Source organism: Streptomyces sp. SAI-135, from assembly GCF_029893805.1.
Classification (GTDB): Bacteria; Actinomycetota; Actinomycetes; order Streptomycetales; family Streptomycetaceae; genus Streptomyces.
In genome coordinates, this window is record NZ_JARXYP010000001.1 from 775,695 (window position 1) to 791,754 (window position 16,060).

The 16,060-nt window shown below is 68.7% G+C and carries 14 protein-coding genes; 8 read left to right on the top strand and 6 right to left on the bottom strand.

Going from position 1 to position 16,060, the window contains the following annotated elements; translation table 11 throughout:
* Positions 1-16: 16 nt before the first annotated feature.
* Together M2163_RS03390 and M2163_RS03395 are read right to left on the bottom strand one after the other, a co-directional pair.
* On the bottom strand, positions 17-2,050 hold the full coding sequence (locus M2163_RS03390; protein ID WP_280854570.1) for a hydantoinase/oxoprolinase family protein: 2,034 nt from the start codon (positions 2,048-2,050) through the stop codon (positions 17-19).
* 2 nt (positions 2,051-2,052) lie between these two features.
* The gene (locus M2163_RS03395; RefSeq protein ID WP_280893059.1) at positions 2,053-3,729 is read right to left on the bottom strand and encodes a hydantoinase B/oxoprolinase family protein; all 1,677 of its coding nucleotides are present in this window, start codon (positions 3,727-3,729) and stop codon (positions 2,053-2,055) included.
* Between the two features lie 145 nt (positions 3,730-3,874).
* On the opposite strand from M2163_RS03395, the gene M2163_RS03400 reads away from it, so the two are divergent.
* The 8 genes from M2163_RS03400 to M2163_RS03435 all read left to right on the top strand — a co-directional run bounded on the left by M2163_RS03400 (position 3,875) and on the right by M2163_RS03435 (position 12,101).
* Positions 3,875-4,705, top strand: a complete 831-nt coding sequence (locus M2163_RS03400) for a 3-keto-5-aminohexanoate cleavage protein (RefSeq protein WP_280893060.1) — start codon at positions 3,875-3,877, stop codon at positions 4,703-4,705.
* Positions 4,702-6,111 (top strand): aldehyde dehydrogenase family protein, encoded by a 1,410-nt coding sequence (locus tag M2163_RS03405; RefSeq protein WP_280893061.1) that lies wholly within the window; start codon positions 4,702-4,704, stop codon positions 6,109-6,111. The genes M2163_RS03400 and M2163_RS03405 overlap by 4 nt, the downstream gene beginning before the upstream one ends.
* Positions 6,108-7,427, top strand: a complete 1,320-nt coding sequence (locus tag M2163_RS03410) for a hypothetical protein (RefSeq protein WP_280893062.1) — start codon at positions 6,108-6,110, stop codon at positions 7,425-7,427. Before M2163_RS03405 ends, M2163_RS03410 begins: the two co-directional genes overlap by 4 nt.
* Complete coding sequence (locus tag M2163_RS03415; protein WP_280854565.1) at positions 7,424-8,341, top strand: SDR family oxidoreductase; 918 nt, start codon at positions 7,424-7,426, stop codon at positions 8,339-8,341. Before M2163_RS03410 ends, M2163_RS03415 begins: the two co-directional genes overlap by 4 nt.
* 276 nt (positions 8,342-8,617) lie before the next feature.
* Positions 8,618-9,682, top strand: coding sequence for a hypothetical protein (locus M2163_RS03420; RefSeq protein ID WP_280893063.1), 1,065 nt, complete (start codon positions 8,618-8,620; stop codon positions 9,680-9,682).
* A 54-nt stretch (positions 9,683-9,736) separates the two neighbouring features.
* Entirely contained in the window at positions 9,737-10,324 is a 588-nt protein-coding gene (locus M2163_RS03425) for a UGSC family (seleno)protein (protein WP_280854563.1), read from the top strand.
* A complete protein-coding gene (locus M2163_RS03430) occupies positions 10,321-11,253 on the top strand; it encodes an FAD-dependent oxidoreductase (RefSeq protein WP_280893064.1) in 933 nt (310 codons plus the stop codon). The genes M2163_RS03425 and M2163_RS03430 overlap by 4 nt, the downstream gene beginning before the upstream one ends.
* Before the next feature lie 116 nt (positions 11,254-11,369).
* A complete protein-coding gene (locus tag M2163_RS03435; RefSeq protein WP_280854560.1) occupies positions 11,370-12,101 on the top strand; it encodes an SDR family oxidoreductase in 732 nt (243 codons plus the stop codon).
* Positions 12,102-12,308: 207 nt separating this feature from the next.
* Here the strand turns inward: M2163_RS03435 and M2163_RS03440 are convergent, their stop codons facing one another.
* From M2163_RS03440 to fabG, 4 genes are all read right to left on the bottom strand, one after another.
* Positions 12,309-13,094 (bottom strand): crotonase/enoyl-CoA hydratase family protein, encoded by a 786-nt coding sequence (locus M2163_RS03440; protein ID WP_280893065.1) that lies wholly within the window; start codon positions 13,092-13,094, stop codon positions 12,309-12,311.
* Between the two features lie 105 nt (positions 13,095-13,199).
* Positions 13,200-14,423 carry an acyl-CoA dehydrogenase family protein gene (locus M2163_RS03445; RefSeq protein WP_280893066.1) on the bottom strand — a complete coding sequence of 408 codons (1,224 nt, stop codon included), beginning with the start codon at positions 14,421-14,423 and terminating at the stop codon, positions 13,200-13,202.
* Positions 14,424-14,510: 87 nt separating this feature from the next.
* On the bottom strand, positions 14,511-15,260 hold the full coding sequence (locus M2163_RS03450; protein WP_280893067.1) for a fumarylacetoacetate hydrolase family protein: 750 nt from the start codon (positions 15,258-15,260) through the stop codon (positions 14,511-14,513).
* Complete coding sequence (gene fabG, locus M2163_RS03455; RefSeq protein WP_280893144.1) at positions 15,257-16,021, bottom strand: 3-oxoacyl-ACP reductase FabG; 765 nt, start codon at positions 16,019-16,021, stop codon at positions 15,257-15,259. Before fabG ends, M2163_RS03450 begins: the two co-directional genes overlap by 4 nt.
* Between the last annotated feature and the right edge of the window lie 39 nt (positions 16,022-16,060).

Sequence of the window (16,060 nt, forward strand, 5' to 3'; positions counted from 1 at the left end):
TCCTGGTGAGCGGGGGCTAGGACAGGCGGATGTCGAGCCAGCCGTGCTCGTTGACGACCGCAGAATCTCCGGCACGCAGCAGCACTGTGGTGGTGGTCGACTCGAAGAGTGCGGGACCGGTGACCCGCTCCCCCTGCGCCACGGTCTCCATCCGGTGCACAGGAACGTCGGTCCAGCCGTCCAAATAGACCTTCCGCACGCCCGCCTGCACGCTGTGACCGCTGCCGGTCGACAGCGGCTCGGCGCGTAGCTCCGGCAGCTTTCCGACGATGGTGGTCCGTGCGTTCACGATGACCACCTCCTGGCCGGGCGCGTTGTAGGCGTACAGCTGCTGGTGGCGCTTGTGGAACCGCGCCACGACCTCGTCGATGAAGTCGTCGGCGTCGACGTCCACGTCGTTGATGGGAACGGTGATCTCGTAGATCTGCTCGCCGTAGCGCATGTCGAGAGCACGCTGGACCTCGATCCGGCCGTCGAACCCGTCGAGCCGGGCACGGCCCTCGCTTTCCATGTCGCGCAGCACCTTGCGCATCCCGTCGGCCGAGGTGGACGCGGCATCGCCGATGTGGGAGCGCACCATCTCGTAGCGCAGGTCGGTGGCGAGCATTCCCCACGCCGAGAGCACCGAGGCGACATTGGGGACGATCACTCGTTTGATGTCGAGCAGGCGCGCCACCTCGGTGACGTGCACGCCCGCTGCTCCCCCGAACGAGACCAGTGTGAAGCCGCGTGGGTCGACGCCACGACGGACGGACACGATCCTGATGCCCTCGGCCATGGTGGTGTTGACGACCTTGGAGATCCCGGCGGCGGCTTCGACGGTGGACACGCCCAGCGCGTATGCCACTTCCGCGACCGCGGCTTCGGCGGCGGCGGGGTCCAGGGGAAGGTCGCCGCCTGCGAAGCCGGCCGGGTCGAGGAGGCCGAGAACGACGTTCGCGTCGGTGACGGTCGCCTCGGTTCCTCCGCGGCCGTAGCACGCCGGACCGGGCAGGGCGCCGGCGCTCTCCGGACCGACGTGCAGGATGCCGCTGTCGACCCGGGCGATGGAGCCGCCACCCGCGCCGAGGGTGTGGATGTCCAGGGCGGGCAGCGAGACCTTCGCGAGACCGACCTGCTTCTCCGCGCTCAACGGCGCCTCGCCGTCCTGCAGCAGGGCGATGTCGGTGCTCGTGCCGCCCATGTCGAAGGTGATCAGCTCCCCCGTCCCGACGAGCTTGGCGGCCTGCCGGGCGGCCGCGATGCCTCCGGCGGGCCCGGACAGGACGGCCCCCGCGGCGAGCCGGCTCGACTCCGGGATCGTGGCCACACCGCCGTGCGAGTGCATGATCATGACTTCGCCGGCGTAGCCCGCGTCGGCGAGGCGGCCGCTGAGCCGGGACAGGTAGTCGGCCAGGACCGGGCCGACATAGGCGTTGACCACCGTCGTCCAGACCCGCTCGTACTCCTTGATCTGCGGCAGTACCTCGCTGGAGAGGGAGATGTAGGTGTCCGGAAGCCGAGTGGCAAGCGCGGCGGCGGTTGCCTGCTCGTGCTCGGGGTTGCGGTAGGAGTGGAGGTAGCAGACGGCGATCGCTTCGGCTCCGGACGCGGCCGCCGCCTCGACGGCGGCCTCGAGTGACCGTGCTTCGAGGGGAACCGCCGCCGTACCGTCGGCCCGCATCCGCTCGCGGACCCCGTACCGTCGGGCCCGTGGCACCAGCGGCTGCTGCGGCGCCATCCGCACGTTGTAGCGGTCCTCCTTCATTCCCTCGCGCATCTCGATCACATCGCGGTGACCCTCGGTCGTGAGCAGAGCGACCGTCGCGCCCTTGCCCTCCAACAGCGCGTTGGTGGCCACTGTGGTGCCGTGCACGATCCGCTCGGTCTGACGCAGCATCTGCTCACGCGTGGTGCCCAGCGCGGCGGCGAGCTTGGTCAACCCCGCCAGCAGCCCGTCGGAAGGGTCCCGCGGGGTGGAAGAGGATTTGGCGATCACCACCTTGCCGTCGCCGTCAACGGCGGCCAGGTCGGTGAAGGTGCCGCCGATGTCGATGCCGATCCGGTACATGTTCAGGTCCCTGTCGTGAGGAGAGCGCGGCCGGTGGTGTCGTCCGCCGAGACGAAGCCGTTCTCGATGTCCTGCCGCCGGGCTTCGGGAGAGCGCTCGGCCGGAGGTCCGTAGCCACCACCGCCCGCGGACTCCACGAGGAAGACCGAGTGGGGCGGGATCTCAATGTCGACTTCCTTGGTCCGCAGCTCTCGCACGTGCTCACCCGCGAGGAGCCGGTACCGGTGCGGAACGCCGTCGCGTCCACCGCACGTCCCGTACGACGGATGTCTGACCCCGTCACCCGCGGTGTTCGCCACCGCCGTCTCCTCGGTCTCCATACGGAGCCGCAGCACCGAGCCGGCGCCGCCCCGGAACTGCCCGTCGCCGAAGGAGTCGGGCCGGAACTCGTGGTACTCGAAGAAGAGGGGGAAGCGGACCTCGGCGACCTCGATCGAGCCGAACTTGGAGGAACCCATCGCCTGGCCCTCGCCTGCCGTCTCCCAGCCGTCTCCCGCCGGGGATGCGCCTCCTCCCGGCCGCGCGTGGAAGAGGTGCCAGATGAACTGGCGGCCGGACCGTGGGTCGACGCCCTTGATGGCGATCCGGAACCGTCGGCCCCAGCCGGCGATCACACGGTCGGGACATGCCCCCACCAGAGCCTTGATCACCGACTCGGCGATCTCCTGGGCGCAGTGGTTCGTGGCCAGAGTGACGGGCGCCGGGGGGCGGGCCCACACTACCGTGCCCTCCTTGGCCTTCACCGTCAGCGGCCGGAACGTCCCCGAGTTCTTCGGGGTTCGCGGCTCGATGAGGAAGGACAGGGCCATGTGGACCGCGGACATCATGTTCGGGTACGACGAGTTGATGAAGCCGGTGACCTGGGGGTGCGAATCGCTCAGGTCGACGTGGAGGGAGTCTCCCGAGACGGTGACCTTGGCCCGGATGTGGATGTCCTCGGTGCCGTGGCCGTCGTCGTCCAGCACGGCCTCACCGAAGTAGACACCGTCGGTCCAGGTCGAGATGCAGGCCCGGGTCTGGCGCTCGGCGCTGTCGAGGATGGCGTCGATGGCTTCGGTGACGGTTTCGGTTCCGTACTCGTCAAGCAGTTGCAGGATGCGCCTCTCTCCCACCCAGGACGAGCCGATCATCGCGCGGAGGTCACCCAGGAAGTCGTCGGCATGGCGCACATTGGTCGCGATCATCTGCATGACGTCCTCACGGACCGTGCCCGCGTCGTACAGCTTGAGGGGGGTGATCCGTAGCCCCTCCTGCCATATCTCGGTCGCACCCGGGTTGTACGCGCCGTGCGTCGAACCACCGATGTCGCTCTGGTGGGACCGGTTGATCGACCAGAAGAGCAGCTTGTCCTCGAAGAAGACCGGAACGAACGTCGTGAGGTCCGGGAGGTGGTTGCCACCGTGGTAGGGATCGTTCAGCAGATAAACGTCCCCGGGGTTGATCGAGTCGCCGAAGAAGTCCGTGATGGCGCGGACCGCCCAGGGCATCGAGCCCACGTGGATGGGAACATGCTCTGCTTGTGCGACCAGCCGCGACTCGCGGTCCGTGATCGCTGTGGAGAAGTCCCTGCTCGAGTTGAGGATCTGCGAGTAAGCGGTGCGCAGCATCGCCTCGCCCATCTCCTGCACGATCGCTTCGAATCGGTGAGTTATGACCGAGACGGTCACGGGATCGACCACGGGCTCCTGCTCTCTTATGGTCCCGGGCGCCTCGCGAGTTGCTGTGAAGACAGAGGCGACTGGCGGTTGCCGAGATATCATACTCCACATACCGTATGTCTGTGACAAGGAATCTTCAGGCTTCTCCAGTCCTCAGGAGGCGGGCGTGAGCGTGATCATCACCGTGGCGCCGACAGGCCCCATCGCGACGAAGCAGGACAACGCCTGGCTGCCGACGCAACCCGACGAGATCGCCGACCAGGTCGCCGAGGCCTACGCCGCAGGGGCCACGGTGGCTCACCTCCACCTCCGCGACCGCAACGACCAGCCGACGGCAGACCTCTCCATCGCCTCCCGCACCGTGGAACTCATCCGGGAGAGCTGCCCCATCCTGGTGCAGCTCTCGACCGGGGTCGGTCTGAGTGTTCCGTTCGAGGAGCGTGAGCAACTCGTCGAACTGCGCCCCGAGATGGCGACACTGAACCCGTGCAGCATGAGCTTCGGCGAGGGCGAGTTCCTCAATCCGCCCGCCGGCGTCCGCCGGCTCGCCGCCCGCATGCAGGAGCTCGGCGTCAAACCGGAGCTCGAGATCTACGACACCGGGCATCTGGACGCCTGCCTCCGTCTCCGGGACGAAGGACTGCTCGCCGAGCCGCTGCAGTTCAGCATCGTCCTCGGAGTCCGCGGCGGCATGGCCGCCACCGCGGAGAACCTCATGATGATGGTGCGCAGGCTGCCCGAGGATGCGCCATGGCAGGTCATCGCCATAGGCCGGGCCAACCTGGAGCTGACGGCGATCGGGCTGGCACTCGGCGGGAACTGCCGGGCCGGGCTCGAAGACACTCTCTACCTCCGCAAAGGTGAGCCGGCTCAGGGCAGCACACCGCTCGTCGCACGCGCGGCGGATATGGCGCGCGCCCTCGACCTCACCATCGCTGACGTCGACAGCACACGTCGCCAGCTCCAGCTGCCCCAGCAGGAAGGCCCATCGCGATGACGGACCAGGTCTCGATGACCATCGGCGGCAACGCCGTCACCACTTCGAGGTCATTCGAGGTGGTCGACCCCGCCACCGGCGCACCGTTTGCCACTGCACCCGAGTGCACGACCGACCAGCTCGACCGGGCCATGCAGTCCGCGCAGGACGCGTACCGGACGTGGAAGCAGGACGAATCCGCCAGGCGCACATCACTGCTTGTGGCAGCGGAGGCCGTCCTCGCGGCGACCGACACGATCGCCCCCCTGCTGACCCGTGAGCAGGGAAAACCACTCGCCGACTCCCAGATGGAAGTTCGCTCGGTGGCACTGTGGCTGCGTCACTTCGCCGGACTTGAGGTCGGTGAAGAGATCCTCCAGGACGACAACAAAGCCCATATCCGTGTCCAGCGCCGCCCTCTCGGTGTCGTGGCTGCGATCACTCCGTGGAACTTCCCCCTGAGCCTGGCCGCGTGGAAGATCGCGCCCGCTCTGCGGGCGGGCAACACGATGGTCCTCAAGCCCTCGCCCTACACACCGCTCGCCACCCTCCTGCTCGGCCGGGTGCTGGCCGAAGTGCTGCCGACCGGTGTCCTGAATGTGGTGAGCGGATCCGACCCGCTTGGTGCGCACATGACACAGCACCCTGTTCCGCGCAAGATCTCCTTCACCGGATCAGTAGCCACGGGCAAACACGTCGCGGCCGCTGCGGCGCCGGATCTGAAGCGCATCACCTTGGAGCTCGGCGGCAACGACCCGGCGATCCTGCTCGACGACGTCGATGTCGAGGCGGTCGCCGAACGGCTCTTCTGGTCGGCCTTCCGCAACAACGGGCAGGTGTGCTCCGCGGTCAAGCGTGTGTACGCCCCGCAGGAACGCTACGACGAAGTGGTCGAAGCGCTCGCTTCCGTCGCCGGCTCCGTACGGGTCGGCGCCGGGAGCGACCCGGAGAGCCAGCTCGGCCCTCTCAACAACGCGCCTCAGTTGGAGCGCGTGGCCGGGCTGGTCGACGACGCGGTCAGCCGCGGAGGGCAGGCCGTCGTCGGCGGGGCCGTTGTCGACGGCCCCGGCTTCTTCTACCAGCCGACCATCCTGCGAGGAGTGGCCGACGGAATGGCCGTCGTCGATGAGGAGCAGTTCGGGCCGGTGCTCCCGGTACTGCCCTACCGATCCGTGGACGAGGCAGTCGAGCGCGCCAACGGCACTCACTTCGGGCTCTCGGGCTCGGTCTGGGGCACCGACGCCGACCGCGCGGCGGCCGTGGCCGATGAACTGGACTGCGGCACCGCCTGGGTCAACACCCACCTCGCACTCCGTCCCGACCAGCCCTTCGGCGGTGCGAAGTGGAGCGGCATCGGCGTGGAGAACGGGCATTGGGGGCTGCACTCCTTCACCGAGGTGAGGGTGCTGCACCGGAGCCACGCGTGACCGACCCGTCGGCCGCCCCGGTCATCGATGCCATAGCCCGGGAGCCGTTGTCGGCCGCCCAGCAGACCCGCTTGCACCGAGCCATCTGGGCAGAAAGGGGCCGCCTGTTGGATGTGCCGGTCGCCGTCACCCCGTGCCCCTACGACGACGCACAGCTACTCGGCTTCCAGCGCGAGGGCCGGGCCATCGGGTACCTGCCGCACGAGCTCAGTTCGCACCTCACGAGGGACCGGTTCCGGAGGGTGTTCCCGGACATGGACTCCTACGCAGAGTCCCCGGCCAACGGCTTCACCAACGCTGCCGACGTCTGGGGGTGGTTCGACTACGAGGCTGCCCGCGAAGCACCGTGGCTCGACCTCGACGAGCCGGCCACGCTGAAGGCGATCGCAGCGGCCGGGCGGACCATGCTGACGCTCGACCAGTACATCGTGGCCAGCCAGGACCAGCATGTGCTGACCGGCCGTCACCTCGATGACCGGCGCAGCTGGTCACGACTGGCCACGTCCTACGACGGCCGCACCATCGCGGCGCGCTTCGACGGTGACCAGCCGGAGGAGGGCCGCGAGAACGAACCGCCCACCCCCGGCTCCTTGCTGGTCGCCTACGACCTCCAGCCCAGCGACAACGGCCGGATGCTCGGTGTCCGCACACGGTCGGCGACCCCACCCTTGAAGGCCCTCTGGGACGACCTGTGGACACGTACCACTGACGCCTACGTCCGGGCCGGTTACCCTGCCCGCCTCGGCACCGCTCCTGCCGACTACCTCGCCGGACTGCCACGCGTTCCGCAGCAGCCCTCCGCCTATACGGACCGCTTCGCCGTGCCTCTGGTCATCGAGCCCCGCATCCCATGGCAGGTGCAGGCACGCCTCCTCGGCGTGCGCCTGTCAAGCCAGTCCCAGCGCTTCTCCTTCGAGGCCACCGACCCGGCCGCGAGCCCGGACAGACCCTACGTCGGCTGGTTCAACGCGTGGCACGCCCGCTTCCCCGAGCCCATCAGCTCGATCGACGCCCGCGCGCAGCTCGCCGACGACGAGTGCGGCGCCACTCCGATCGAGCTCCTGGCGATGAACGCGGCCCTGCCCGATCTGGTACGGACATCGCGCTTCTTCGAGGCCGTCGGCTTCGTGATGACCACACCCACCACCGAGCACATCACCAACCGCAGCCCTGGTCGCTGCATGTCCCTGTACCGCTGGCGGGGAGCGCCTGAACTCGGCGCCAACCAGCACCCCGTGCCCTACCCGATGTTCCGGCCCCTCGTCCGGGGGCGGGACGTCACCACCCTTTCTGCCACGATTGAGGAACGCCGATGAGCACGCATTTCATGCAGCAGGTACTTCAGGACCACATCGACGCCGGCCACGGATCGCAAACGGTGTGGTGGGACGAGAAGCGCATCCCGCTCGACAGCATCGGGAAGCGGGTCACCGACCTGCTGGACCTGCGCGGCCGACGCGCGGTCGTCACGGGTGGCGCGGGTATCAACCTCGGCCAGGCTTGCGTGAACAGGCTCGCCGGGCTGGGCGCGGACGTCGCGGTGGTCGACCTGAGCGCGGAGCAGGTACGTCAGCGCGGGTTCTCCAGGCACCCGTCCGCACCGGACGCGGCCGGCGTCGCTGCCGCGGCGGCCGAGAAGTGGGGCACCAAGGTCATCCCGATCCACGGCGACGTCATGGACTGGGACGGCGTACAGACCGTCATGTCCGAGGCCGCCGAGGCGCTGGGCGGCATCGACATCCTGGTCAACAACGCGGCTGACGTCGTCGTCGGCGACTTCGTCACCTTCGGGCGCGAGGAGATCGACCGGTCCGTCCGCGGCACGCTGACGGGACCGATGTACTGCACACGCGCCGTGCTCGACCACATGCTGCCCCAGGGCAAGGGCCGGATCATCAACATCGGCTCCGAGGCGGGCAGTTCGGCCATGCCGTGGCTCACCGTGTACGGCGCCCTGAAGGCCGGACTCGGGCAGTTCACCCGGTTCCTTGGCAAGGAGCTCGGACCCCAGGGGATCCAGGTCCTCGGGGTCAACGCCGGCTCGATGTGGGGACCGGACCGTCCGCTGACCGAAGACCGTCCCGAGACGCTCTACCCCCGCGGAAGGACCGCCATCCAGCGCTACGAGCTGCCCGAGGAAGTCGCGAACATGGTCGCCTTCCTCGCCAGCGACGCGGCCAGCGCGATGAACGGGGCCATGATCGACATGGGCGGGGGGATGGCGGTGTGAGCCAGGTCGCGGACCCATCCCGGCAACGACGTCGGCAGCGGTTCGCGACCGGTTCAGCGAAGCGGAACGCAGTCGTGGCTGGCTGCCCAGCACCAGTGTTGACTACGGGCGCCACAGGTGCCGACAAACCCCGGGACCGATGCCCGCGGCGCATCCGGATGAGCCGGTTCGCGTCATCGCCGACGCTCAAGGAGAGACCATGAAGGTCGGAGTCCACCGAAACGTCCAGCGTCACAAGGGACTTGACGTCATCGACGTCGAAGGCGGCGCGTCCCTGTGACGGCCGTGACAGTGATCGGTGAATCCGAGTCCGCGCTCAGCGACGAATTCGCCCAGCGCGGCTGGACCGACGGGCTGCCCGTCACGGTGCCGACGGCCGAGCGGGTGCACGCCTGCCTCGTCGCGGCGGGCCGGGAGCCGAACGAGGTCCTGCTCAGCGTCGAGGAGAATCGGCGTGACGTCACCGTCCGGCTGGCCGCGGTCAATGCCGTGCTGGCCGGCTGCGCCGCGGAGCATTTCCCCGTCGTGGTGGCCGCGATCGAGGGCTGGGCGGATCGACGATGGGGTGCCGGAGACCGGACGTACTTCTACATGTCCAACGCGAGCACGGGCGGCGGGGCACAGCTCACCGTCGTGAACGGGCCCGCGCGGCACGCGCTCGGCATGAACAGCGGAACCAACCTCTACGCCCCGGCCGCTCATGCGAATGTGGCGATTGGGCGGGCTCTTCGGCTGATCCTCCGCAACGTCCTCGGTTTCACTCCGGACAGCCTGGACCAGGCGACTCAGGGCCACCCGGGCAAACTCGGCTTCTGCCTCGCGGAGAACGAGGAGCAGTCCCCCTGGGAACCGCTGCACGTCGAGCACGGCTTCGGCGCACAGGACAGCACCGTGATGGTGATGAGCGGCCGTGGCCCCGAGCCGATCGAGAACCGCACCGGCACCAGCGCCGAAGGCATCTTGTACACCATCGCGGACACCCTCTCCCGGCTCGGCGCCATGATGCCCGGTGGCCCGGTGGTCGTGGTCATGGGGCCGGAACACGCCGACATCGTCGGCTCCAAGCACGGCTGGTCGAAGCAGGAGGCCCGGCAATTCCTCTACGAGAACTTCCGGCGACCGGTCGCCGACCTCGCCAGAGCCGAACTCAAGTTCCGGCCGGACCCGGTGCGGGACAGGACCGAGGGTGGCATCACCTACCGCTACGGGGCGCGAAGCCCCGGCGACATCGCATTGATCGTGGCCGGCGGCCGCAACGCCGGCATCTCCTCGGTGATCACCAGCTGGTGCTACGCCACGCCGCCGGGCGAATTCATCCTCGCACCGGTCCGGGTGCCCTGAGCGCGCACACCGAGCAGACACCACCGACAACAACCCAGGAGCAAGGAGGTCCCGATGGCGATCGAGGCGTTGGTCCCCGTACCGGACGATGCGGTCGCGGAGGTGAGGACCGCGACACGGCCGGCACGCACCGAGAAGCTGGTGGTCGGGCTGCTCGCGAACACCAAGCGGAACGCGCCGGAGCTCCTGAAGGCCGTCGCGGCGCTTCTCGAACCTGAGCTCCCCGGGGTCGAGTTCGTCGGCCCGGTCGTCACCGAGGGAGTGATGCTCCCGTCCGCAGCGCAGCTGGACGACATGGCCGACCGCTGTGATGTCGTCCTCACCGGCCTCGGTGACTGCGGTTCCTGCTCGGCGACGACGATGCATGTCGCCACGGACTTCGAGGCGCGCGGCGTCCCGGCCGCCGCCATCTGCACGGAGCCGTTCCTGGCTTCGGCATCCGCCATGGCCGCGCGCCGGGGACTGCCGGGATATGTCTTCGCCCGCGTCGCACACCCCGTGTCGAGTCTGGAGCAGCACGAGATCGAGGAGCGCGCCCGGCAAGCGCTGCCGCAAGTACTGAGCATCCTGGGCATCGACGCGCTCAGGGAAGCAGCACGCCGCGAGGAGTTCGTGGCCGGGATCGGCGAGGTGGCCGGATGAGCGACGCCGACGGGTACGACGTTGCGGTGGTCGGCGGTGGACTCGCCGCCCTGTCCACCGGTCTGTTCGCGGCGGGCTTCGGCCTGCGCACGGTCGTGGTGACCGAGATCGTGATGGGTGGCGAACTGATCAACCTCGAGGAGGTGGTGCACTTCCCCGGGATGTCCGATCCGATCTCCGGCAGTGAACTGGCCAGCCGCGTCGAGGCACAAACGCTGGCGGCCGGTGCCGAGTTCGTGTTCGACGACGTCACCGAAATCGCCAAGGACGGAACTGGTTTCGCCGTTCGCGGCCTCGAAACGGACATCCGGTCTCTGACAGTCGTCGCCGCGATGGGGGCCGGCCGCCGGCGTCTGGGCCTGGACGCTGAAGGTGATCTGGAAGGTCGCGGCATCTCCTACTGCGGCACCTGCGACGGCCCGCTCTTCAAGGAAAAATCAGTCGCTGTAGTCGGAGACCACGAGTTCGCCGGTCGCGAGGCACTGGTCGTCGCCCGCTACGCATCGGACGTCACCTTGATCACTCGACGTGCGGAGCCCGACCTCTCCGACGCAACCAGGTCGGCCATCGACGAGAGCGACCGGATCCGCGTGCTCTCCCACGCAAAGGTGGAGACGCTGACGAACTCCGACGGGACCCTGGGAGCGGTGCAGGTCCGCGACCTCGAGACAGACGGAATCTCCGGCCTCGACGTCGCGGGACTCTTCGTCAACGCCGGCCTGGAGCCGAGGTCGTCGCTGCTGCGGGGCCTGGTGGATCTCGACCCGGATGGCTTTGTACGTGTGGACGCCGGCATGCGGACCTCCCTGGACGGGCTGCTTGCGGTGGGTGAGCTCAGGTCGGAATTCGTCGGCTACGCGGTCGCTGCGGCCGGTGACGGCGCTGCCGCCGCGGGGTCGGCGCGCCGCCTCATCAGAAGCTGGCCGTAGACGAACACGATGAGTCCTGCCCGGAGCGGGCTTGGCCCGGTCAGGCAACCGCGGTGGCGCCAGACAGGGTGCAACGCACCCTGGTTCACTGGAGCACCGGCATCAAAAATGAAGCCATGACCGATTCGAAGATCATCCTCGTCACCGGCGCCAGCAGCGGCATTGGTGCAGCAGTGGCGGCGCATCTGGCCGCCGAAGGCCATCACGTCGTCGCCGGGGCTCGGCGCGAGGACCGCCTCGCCGGACTGGCCGACCGGGTCCGGGACGCCGGCGGCAGTATCGACGTGCGGCGCCTCGACGTCACCGACCGCGCGGACGTCGCCGCGTTCGTCGACGCCGCGGTGGCCGAGCACGGGCGGGTGGACGTCCTCGTCAGCAACGCCGGGGTGATGCCGATGTCCCGGCTGGATGCGCTGCTCGTCGATCAGTGGGATCAGATGATCGACGTCAATGTGCGCGGGCTGCTGCACGGCATCGCGGCGACCCTGCCGCACTTCCAGCGGCAGGGTGGTGGACACTTCGTCACGATGGGGTCCACCGCGGCGCACGAACTCGTGCCGACGGGCGCGGTGTACTGCGCGACGAAGTTCGCGGCGTGGGCGATCACCGAGGGCCTGCGCCTGGAGGTCGACCCGTCGATCCGGGTGACGACCATCTCCCCCGGTGTGGTGGAATCCGAAATCGCCGAGAGCATCACCGACCCGACCGCGGCCCAGGCGATCAAGGAATACCGCTCGGCCGGCGTCATCTCGCCGGATTCGATCGCCCGCGCGATCGCCTTTGCCATCGGAGAGCCGGCGGACGTGGACGTCAACGAGTTGATCATCCGGCCGACCGTGGCACGGTGATGACGCACCGTTGACTCTGCACAGAAGGGGCGCCTCGTCTCCGGGGCGCCCTTCGCGGTGTCCGTGCTCCGCGGACGTTGACGTAGGCGACCTTGTCGTCGTCTCACCGCACGCAGATGACGGCGGTCTCCGACAGCGGGCCTACGGTGCCCGGGTGATCGCGTGCACCGGCGCAGTCGACGGGATCGTGACGCAGGTGCGGCGCGGTCACCGCCCCTGCCATCGGGGCGGCCGTCTCTCCTTGAAGGCCGCGATGCCCTCCGCGACGTCTCGTGAGGTGAGCAGCCGCGCCTGAAGCTCGGCCTGGACGCCGAGCAGATCATCGGTCATCCCGTCGACTGCCGCGTTGACCAGGTGTTTGCTCGCCTGGACCGACAGGGGCGCGTTCTTCGCGATCCGCGCGGCCAGGGCCACCGCGGACTCCAGGGCACATCCGGGGTCGACCAGCTCGCTGACCAGGTGCAGGTCCGACATCCGCTCGCCCGTCAGCCGCTCGCCCGTCAAAGCCATCCGCATCGCCACGGAATGGGGAAGCTTGGTGGGCAGCCGCAGGAGACCCCCCGCGGAGGCGATCAGGCCCCGTGTGACCTCCGGCAGCCCGAATTGGGCGGTACGCGAGGCCACGATGAGGTCGCACGCGAGGGCCATCTCGAAACCGCCGCCGAGGGCGTAGCCCTCGATCGCCGCGAGCAGCGGTTTGCGCGGTGGCCTCTCGGTGAGACCGCCGAAGCCTCGCCCCGGCACCAAGGGCGACTGACCGGCCGCCACGGCGTGCAGGTCAGCACCGGTCGAGAAGGCCTTCGGCCCTCCGGACAGGACCCCGACACGCACGGTGTCGTCCTCATCCAGCCGGGTGAAGGCATGCGCGAGCAGCTCGGCGGTGGCTTGGTCGATGGCGTTGAGTACCTTGGGGCGGTTGATGGAGACGACCAGGACGTCACCCCGAACCTCGAGCATGACCGTGGGCTCCGCGTCGCCGCCTTCTGTGCTCATCGGTCAGCGCTCATCGATAGTGGGGCCGCTGCGGCTTGTTGGGGAAGGACTTGTCCCTTCACAGCGTCTCTCTCCTTGCGGTGCTGGGGTCCATGGGGGTGGTCCTCACGAGCCGGCCGGTCCGGTGAAGACGATCGGCCGCCCCAGGGCTCCGAGGCCGAGAGTCTGCTGGAGGTGGTCGGTCTTCCACGCCATGACGACGCCGCCCACCAGGTCCCGGAAGATCCTTTCCAGCCTCCGGGCGGTGACGTAGCCGTGAGCGCCGCACACCTTCATCGCGCCCATCGAGACCTCTTCAGACATACGGCGCAGGTGGAACAGGGTTCGCACGAGGTCGCGTGTCGGCACGTCCTCGCCCGCGTCGAGCCGGTCCGCCATGCCATGGAGCAGGTCCCGCCCCGTGCCCAGCCAATGGTCCATGTTGCCGATGCCGGTCTGTGCCCACGCTTCATCGGCGCGGAACTGCGTCGTCGACGCATTGAATGTGCCCTCGGCCATGGAGCCGTATCTGCGCTGGACGTGATCAAGGGTGAAGTCCAGCGCCGCCTCAGAGAGCCCGACCCAGATCGCGGCGATGCCGAACGCCGTCGCGGCCGAGTCCGCCGTGCGGCTCCTCCTGAACTCACTCACCGGTGCGATCAGGCACTCCTCCATCGGTATCCGCAGTCCTCGACACTCGATGTCGTTGCTCCCTGTCCCCCGCATGCCCATCGCGCTCCAGTTGTCGTGCTTGATCAAGCCGGTCTCGCCGATCCGGCCGAGCGTCAACACGAAGAGGGGGTCTGCCGGATCGCTTGCCTCGACCATGCCGCCGAGCACGGCGTGTGTCGCGGCGTCACTCATCGACCCGAAGCCGGCTCGGCCGTCGAGGACGACGTGTTCTCCCTCCAGCCGGCACGACAGCCTGGCCTTTCGGGAGTCGAGCTCGGTCGAGGGATTCGAGAAGGCGCCGCAGATCGCTCCCCGGCCCTCCGTCACGGCGGTGAGCGCCTCGTCCCGCCGGGGAAACGACGGGAACCGCCGGAGTGTGCGCACCCCGGCCCAGTTCATGTTGATCGCGACCGCGGTCGAGGCGTCATGGCGGCCGAGCATCTCCATCACGGCGACCGACAACTTCAGCGTCGGTCCGTCGACGCCGAACCGGGTGGACGCCGGCAGACCGACGACGCCCAGCTGCTGCAGCGCTGCCACGTTGTCCAGCGCCATGCGTCCGGCCCGGTCCGCCTCGACCACACGGGCGGCATAATCCTCACTTGCGACAAGCTCGCTCAGCGCTTCCATGAGAAGCGCGGCACTCTCACGCTCCGCCGGGTTGTGCGCCACCACCATGACGTCTCCGTTTCGGGACATTCCGAGCGTCTCAGGCCTGCTCCCGCTCGCCGGCAGCTCGCTGAGCTGCTCGATCGAGGCGACCGGTCACCCGGCGGCGACCACCGGGTTCCGCAGCGTGCCGATCCCGGCGACCTCCACCTCGACGACGTCCCCCGCCTGGATCGGCTCGATCTGCGGAGGCGTACCGAGGCAGACGAGGTCACCGGAACGCAAGGTCATGAACCGGCTCACCCAGCTCACCACCTCGTCGGTCGACCAGTTCATCCGGGAGGTGACCGTGTCGGTGACGACCCGGCCGTTGATGCGGGCGCGAAGAGCCGTGTCGTCCGGATCGAGCTCGGTCTCGACGACGGGGCCCAGCACACCGAAGGTGTCGAACGACTTTCCCGGAAGGAACGGGAAGTTGGTGCTCAGCCCTAGGTCCGTAGCCGTCACGTCGTTGACGCAGGTCCAGCCGAGGACGTGAGCGCGTGCCTGCCGAGGGGTGACCTCGCGGCAGGTCCTGCCGATCACGGCCGCGATCTCGGGTTCGTAGACCACGGTGCTGCAGATGCTGGGCAGGACGATCGCCTCGCCGTCACCGATGAGGGAGCTGGTCGGCTTTACGAAGAAGCTCGGGCCGTCCCGGCCGTCCCGCCCCTTCCAGTTGCCGAGCAGGCAGACCACGGTACTGGTCGCCGTGACCGGCTTGACGAGGGTCAGGGCTTCGGCCGGACCGAGGTCGCGCCCCTCCCGCCCGAGGTCCTCGAGGTCGAGCAGCTCGATGGAGTGTTCCTGGTCGAGGCGGGCCCAGACCTCGTCTCCGGAGCCGAGCCGGATCCGCGCGATTCTCATGCCTTCGGCCCACCGGCGACGTAGAGCACCTGTCCGGAGACGAACGAGGCTTCTTCGCTGACGAAGAACGACACCGCCGCGGCGATGTCGGCCGGTTGCCCCACCCGGCCGACGGGGATTTCCGCGGCGCGCATGACGGTGTACTCGTCGTACGGCATGCCGATCCGAGCCGCGGTGTCCCGGGTCATATCGGTGACGATGAACCCGGGCGCCACGGTGTTGGCCGTGACACCGAACTTGCCGAGCTCCATGGCCAGGGTTTTGGTGAAGCCCTGGAGCCCGGACTTCGCCGCGGCGTAGTTGGCTTGGCCCTTCTTGCCGAGCGCGGAGGTGCTGGACAGGTTCACGATGCGCCCCCAACCAGCGTCGACCATGTACTTCTGCGTGGCCCGTGACATGAGGTAGGCGCCGCGCAGGTGCACGTTGATGACCGCGTCCCACTCATCGGGCCGAAGCTTGAAGAGCAGGTTGTCGCGCACGATGCCGGCGTTGTTGACCAGCACCGTCGGGGCGCCCAGTTCCGTGACCACGCGATCGACCGCGGCCGCGACGTCGTCCTCCACCGAGACATCCGCGCCGACGGCCAGCGCCGTCCCGCCGACGGCCTCGATCTCTTTGACGGTGGTGGCGCACGCCTCCGCAGTCAGGTCGAGGACGGCGACGGCGCAGCCGTCGGCCGCCAGTCGGCTCGCGACTCCGCGGCCAATCCCTCGGGCACCTCCGGTCACGATGGCGACCGGGCTCCTGTCTTTGCCGAACACAGCGGCTCGTCCTTTCTGCAGGGAGGTCACCGCGTGGCG